We start from the raw sequence: 6,106 nt of genomic DNA, 5'->3' as shown, positions 1-6,106 counted from the left end.
TGACGGTCCTCAATACCATGGCGAAGACCGGTCAGCCGTGGGAAAACAAACTGCCCGCTTGACACGGTTGCTCTCCCATTTCATGGGAGAGGGGAGCAAACCAGCGTGTTGCTTCCCGCCACTTACCCACGCGAAAGTCTGAAGAACCTCTGCTTTTAGCTTTTTACTTTTAGCTTTTCAGTTTTCAGCCTTGAGGGCGCTCCGCGGAGCGCCCTTTTTCATTGGCACGCCGTTGCTGGTGCCTTGTTTTCCACACGGCCTTAATGCTGCCTTAAGCTGCGGTGAAATAACCTTGCGCCACGGACTGCGTAGAGCGGCCGATCCTACGCCAGCCCCCCTAACAACCAACAGGGCAAGCCGCCCCCCAGCGCATAGCAAACCTGGAGCACGCCATGAACACGCTGTCCCCCCGGCCGATGCCAGCCTGGCTCAACAAAGTGCCCGAAGTCACCGTGGGCTTCTGGATCATCAAGATCCTGTCGACCACGGTCGGCGAAACCGGCGCCGATTTTCTCGCGGTCAACGCGGGGCTGGGCCAGGCCGTCACCGGCTGCGCCATGGGCGCCTTGCTGGCCATCGCACTGTTCGCGCAGGTCCGGGTGCATCGCTATGTTCCCTGGATGTACTGGCTGACCGTGGTGCTGGTCAGCGTCGTCGGCACGCAGATCACCGATGCGCTCACCGATGGCCTGGGCGTGAGCCTGTATCTGAGCACGGCCGTCTTCGCCGTCATGCTGGCGGGAATATTCGTGTTCTGGTACCGACGCGAAGGCACGCTCTCCATCCGCACGATCTGCTCGCGCCGCCGCGAGCTCTTCTACTGGGCCGCGATTCTTTGCACCTTTGCCCTCGGCACCGCCGCGGGCGACCTGGCCACCGAAGCCCTGGGGCTGGGATTCCAGCTCGGCACCCTTGTGTTCGGCGCCCTCCTTGCTCTGACCGTAGCCGCGTTCTACCTCGGCGCCAACGCCGTTCTCACCTTCTGGATCGCCTATATCCTGACGCGCCCGCTCGGCGCCTCGCTGGGCGACCTGTTGTCCCAGGCGCAGACCTATGGCGGCCTTGGCTTCGGCGCGGCGCTGACCAGCGGCATCTTCCTGGCCGTCATCGTCGCCCTGGTCGCGATGGCCCAGCGCAATGCAAGCCAGGCCGTGGGAGCGACGACGGCGCCATGAATGGCACCGATGGTCCTGCGCCGCTGGACTGCTTGCGCTCGCGGCATTCCTGCCCGGCCATTTCAAAGAGATTCTGGCGTCGTTGCGCGGCCTTGGCCGTACCGCTTGTACGTCTGCGGCCGCGCGCCTGGCCAGAACCGCCTGGCTTCATGTTGAAAGCCGCTTAAGCCGCGCGCTCAATCCTTGTTCGGATGCGTCATCTCGATGGGCACGATCCAGCGCGCGTATTCGTCCTCGGTGAGATAGCCCAGCGCCAGCGCGGCGGCCTTCAGCGTCAGCCCTTCCTTGTGCGCCTTTTTGGCAATGGCGGCGGCCTTGTCGTAGCCGATATGGCGGTTCAGCGCCGTCACCAGCATCAGGTTCTTGTCGAGGTTCTCCGCGATCTTCGGCAGGTTCGGCTCGATGCCGAGCGCGCAATGGTCGTTGAAGGCCAGGCAGGCGTCGGCGATCAGCTCGATGCTCTCCAGCACGTTGTGGACCATCACCGGCTTGTACACGTTGAGCTGGAAATTGCCCTGGCTGCCGGCGAACGCCACCGTGGCATCGTTGCCAAACACCTGCGCGCACACCATGGTCATGGCCTCGCACTGGGTCGGGTTGACCTTGCCGGGCATGATCGACGAGCCCGGCTCGTTCTCGGGGATGTTGAGCTCGCCAATGCCGCAGCGCGGGCCCGAGGCCAGCCAGCGCACATCGTTGGCCATCTTCATCAGGCCGCCGGACAGCGTGCGCAGCGCGGCGGAGGTTTGCACCAGCGCGTCGTGCGCGGAGAGCGCGAAGAACTTGTTGGGCGCATCGACAAACGGATGGCCGGTCAGCGAGGCGATATAGGCCGCCGCGCGCGCGCCAAACTGCGGATGCGCGTTCAGCCCGGTGCCCACCGCCGTGCCGCCGATGGCCAGTTCCAGCAAGCCCGGCTCAGCCGTCTTGACGCCATGCAGCCCGAAATCGATCTGCGCCACCCAGGCGCTGATTTCCTGGCCAAGGGTGATGGGCGTGGCGTCCTGCAGGTGGGTGCGGCCCGTCTTGACGATGTCCTGGTACGCCTGCGCCTTGGCGGCCAGCGTATCGCGCAAGGCGCCTACCGCCGGCAGCAGCTTGGTATGGATCTGCTCGACCACGGCGATGTGCATGGCGGTGGGGAACGTGTCGTTGGAGCTTTGGCCGCGGTTCACGTGATCGTTCGAATGCACCGGCTTCTTGCTGCCGAGCTCCCCGCCGGCAATCTCGATGGCCCGGTTGGAGATCACCTCGTTGGCGTTCATGTTCGATTGCGTGCCGGACCCGGTCTGGAACACCACCAGCGGGAAGTGCTCATCCAGCTTGCCGGAGATGACCTCGTCGGCCGCCTGCACGATCAGCCGGCCGATGTCGGGCGGCAATTCGCCAAGTTCCGCATTGGCCTCGGCGGCCGCGCGCTTGAGGATGCCCAGCGCGCGAATCACCGGCCGCTGCCAGCGGAAGCGGCTCACCCCGATCGGGAAATTAATGGTGGAACGCTGCGTCTGCGCGCCCCAGTAGCGATCTGCGGGCACATCGATGGCGCCCATCGAATCGGTTTCGGAACGGAATGCGGGCATGGAAGACACTCTCCAAACAAACTACGTCAAGGATCGCCCGGTACGGGGCAACCTGGACCTGGAGGCACCCATCACCGAGCCGGAATAAACGCCGGCGCCAGTGGCGGCCAGGGCGTGACATGCGCTGATCTTTTCAGTTGTGCGCTGTAGTGCGCTGTAGTTCGCAATACAGCGGGAGGACGATACGGTCTCTCCGTTTTCCTTTTGCGGGGGCAGCCCAGCCGCATGCGTTCCCGCAGCCGCTTCGAGCCAAGACGAACGATAGCCCAGGCGCCGGCCATGGGCAATGAATCCCGACGAAATGAAAGGGGTTCGCAGGCAATGCGGCACGCTGGCCATGCGGGCAAAGTGGAAGTGGGCCAGCGGCCCCGGCCCGAGCGCAGCGCGCCCGCTAGCCGGCACTTTCCGGCTGGGCATCGGGCAAGCGCGCTTTGCCCGCATGCCGCAGCAACGCGCCCGCGATCCCCATGACGATGGCCGCCATGGTGGCACCCGGCCCGAAGATCGCGCTCACCCCCTGGGCGCGCAGCCGCCGGGCGTGGCTGGCGGGAATCACGCCGCCAGCGAAGACCAACGCGCCTGGCCGGCCAGCGCGCAGGCCAGCGCGCAGGCCATCGATCAGGCAGGGCAGCAGCGCCAGGTGCGCGCCGGCCAGGGACGATGCACCCACCGCGTCGACCTGCCCGTGCAGGGCCATCGCTACGGCGTCCTGCGGCGACTGGAACAGCGGCCCCAGCGTGACCGCGAACCCGGCGTCGGAGAGCGCCGCGGCCACGGCCTTGGCGCCGCGGTCATGCCCATCCTGCCCCAGCTTGGCGATGAGGATGCGCGGCGGCCTGCCCAGGCACGCGGCCAGCGCTTGGACCTGCGCGCGGGCCGCCTCCCAGGCCGGGCTGTCGTGCAAGGCCTCGCCATAGGCTTGACGGGCGTAGCGAGGCGCCATCGCATGGCGCGGCCACACCAGCTCCAGCGCCTGCGTGCACTCGCCGAGGGTCGCGCGGCAGCGGATGGCGTTCATGGTCAGGGTCAGCAGGTTTTGCTCGCCGCTGCGCGCGGCGTGCGCCAGTGCGCGCAGCGCCTGTGCCACGGCCACGCCATCGCGGCTTGCCTTCAGGCAGGCCAGCCGCTCGCCCTGCTGCGCCCGGACCTGTCGCCCATCGATCTCCAGGCAGGCCGGCGCCTCGTCGGCTCCCTCCTGGTACCGGTTGACGCCGACGATCACGCGCCGGCCTTCGTCGATCTCCGCCTGTGTGGCCACGGCAGCGCGATGAATCCGCTCATGGACCCAGCCCGAGCCGATCGCCGCCAGCACGCCGCCGGCAGCGGCAATCTCCGCCATCACCGCGCGCACCTTGTCCGCCATTTGCGCCGTGAGCGATTCCATCATGTAGGAGCCCGCCCATGGGTCGGCCACATCGCACAGGCCCATCTCGTGCTGCAGGATCAACTGGGTGTCCCGCGCGAGGCGGGCCGATGCGGCGCTGGGCAATGCCAGCGCTTCGTCATAGGCATTGGTGTGCAGCGACTGCGTGCCGCCAAACACCGCAGCCATGGCTTCAACCGTGGTCCGCACGATGTTGTTGTCCGGCTGCGTGGCCGCCAGCGACCACCCCGAGGTCTGGCAGTGCGTGCGCAGCATGGTGGCCCGATCCGTGGTGGCACCCAGCTCGCGGACGATCTCGCACCACAACAAGCGCGCGGCGCGCAGCTTGGCGATCTCGGTGAAGAAATCCTTGCCCACGCCAAAGAAAAAACTCAGGCGAGCGCAGAAATCATCCACATCCAGCCCGCGCCCGGCCATCTGCCTGACGTATTCCTGCCCGTTGGCCAGCGTCAGCGCCAGTTCCAGCACCGGGTCCGCCCCGGCTTCCTGGAAGTGGTAGCCGGAGATCGACATGCCGTTGAACCGCGGCACATGCCGCGACAGGTAGGCCACCACATCCGCGCAGATCCGCATCGACGGCCCGGGCGCGAAGATCCACGTGTTGCGGACCATGTACTCCTTGAGGATGTCGTTCTGGATCGTGCCGCTGAGCTGATCGAGCGGCACGCCGGCCTCCTCGGCGCTCACCAGGAACGCGGCCAGCACCGGCAATACGGCACCGCTCATGGTCATGGAGATGGAGACGCGGTCCAGCGCGATGCCATCGAACAGGCGCTTCATGTCCTCGACGGAATCAATCGCCACGCCGGCCATGCCAACATCCGCCGGCGCCAGCGGATGATCGGAGTCATAGCCACGATGGGTCGGCAGATCGAACGCGACCGACAAACCCTGCGCCCCCTGCGCCAGCGCCTGCCGGAAAGCCAGGTTGGAGGCGGTGGCGTCGGCAAAGCCCGCGTACTGCCGGATGGTCCACGGCTTGCCCGCGTACATGGAGCGATGCGGCCCGCGCACGAATGGCGCCTCGCCGGGCAAGCTGCCGAGATGCCGCAGCCCGTCCAGGTCGGCGGCCGTGTAGACGGGCTTGCGCGCCAGTCCGCCACCCTTATCTGCGTTCATCGCACTCTCCAACGCTTGCGTGTCACCACATCGGCGATCTTCTCGCCGTCGCTGCCGCGCCGCACCTCGCACCAATGGGCCAGCCCGTCCTGGCCGAACTCCACCGCGGAGAACGACAGCTCCAGCGCTTCGCCAAGGTTGACGTTGCCGTGGAAAAACAGGTCGCGCCCGGCAATCACCGGCGGCTCGTCAAAACGCTGCCATTGCCATTCGGCACGATCGACGATGGCCTGGAAGTTGGCGAAGTAGAGCAGGTCCGCGCCGTTGAAGTCAGCATAGGGGCAAGGCAGGTACTCGGCCATGTGGCTGCCGAGGTGCCGTGCCCGCTCCAGGCCAAGATGGAAGGACCAGTCGCCCGCCCGGAAGCGCTTGGCCAGCGCGCCCATCTCCGCCGCCGCCGCGGGTGGCGGCCCGTCCGCCGGCAGGTTGAAAGCAGCCCTGACCACCGAACGATTGTCGCGTTCGCGCTCACGGCGGATAAAGGTGGACACCATCGATACCTCGGCCCGCCTGGCGCTTGGCCCGTCACCATCACCATCGCCATCGCGCCTCAGTGCATGCGTGCTGAAGTGGCGCGCGCCGGCCACCCGCATCAACTGCGTGTTCACCGAGAAGCCATCGTTCTCGCCAAGCGCTTCCAGCGATGCCTCCCGCAGCCGGATCGCGGTGAATGCGGCATAGGCCTTGTTGCCCTGCGCGTCCCGGAACGCCGGCAACGCCTGCCCGGACAGCGCCGCCAGCCCTTGCCAGTGCAGGTCGCCGCAAGCCTTGAGCAGCCAGTTCTCCGACAGGCCGGTATAGGACAGGTTCGGCATGCCGGCGACATAGCTTGTGCTCGCGCGGAACAT

Annotated in this window: 4 protein-coding genes; 1 reads left to right on the top strand and 3 read right to left on the bottom strand. The window is 66.7% G+C overall.

Annotated elements, in window-relative coordinates:
- Positions 1–392: 392 nt before the first annotated feature.
- Positions 393–1,175 (top strand): COG4705 family protein, encoded by a 783-nt coding sequence (locus tag AC1RQK_RS37215; RefSeq protein ID WP_492814448.1) that lies wholly within the window; start codon positions 393–395, stop codon positions 1,173–1,175.
- Between the two features lie 176 nt (positions 1,176–1,351).
- Here AC1RQK_RS37215 and fumC read toward each other — a convergent pair whose 3' ends face one another.
- The 3 genes from fumC to AC1RQK_RS37200 form a co-directional block, all read right to left on the bottom strand.
- The gene (gene fumC, locus AC1RQK_RS37210) at positions 1,352–2,755 is read right to left on the bottom strand and encodes a class II fumarate hydratase (RefSeq protein WP_492814446.1); all 1,404 of its coding nucleotides are present in this window, start codon (positions 2,753–2,755) and stop codon (positions 1,352–1,354) included.
- Between the two features lie 391 nt (positions 2,756–3,146).
- Positions 3,147–5,258 (bottom strand): methylmalonyl-CoA mutase, encoded by a 2,112-nt coding sequence (scpA, locus tag AC1RQK_RS37205; RefSeq protein ID WP_492814444.1) that lies wholly within the window; start codon positions 5,256–5,258, stop codon positions 3,147–3,149.
- Positions 5,255–6,106 (bottom strand): Pnap_2097 family protein, encoded by an 852-nt coding sequence (locus tag AC1RQK_RS37200; protein ID WP_492814442.1) that lies wholly within the window; start codon positions 6,104–6,106, stop codon positions 5,255–5,257. Before AC1RQK_RS37200 ends, scpA begins: the two co-directional genes overlap by 4 nt.

The organism is Cupriavidus sp. GW822-FHT02D05, assembly GCF_058802485.1.
This window is presented reverse-complemented; position numbering and strand designations above follow the sequence as displayed.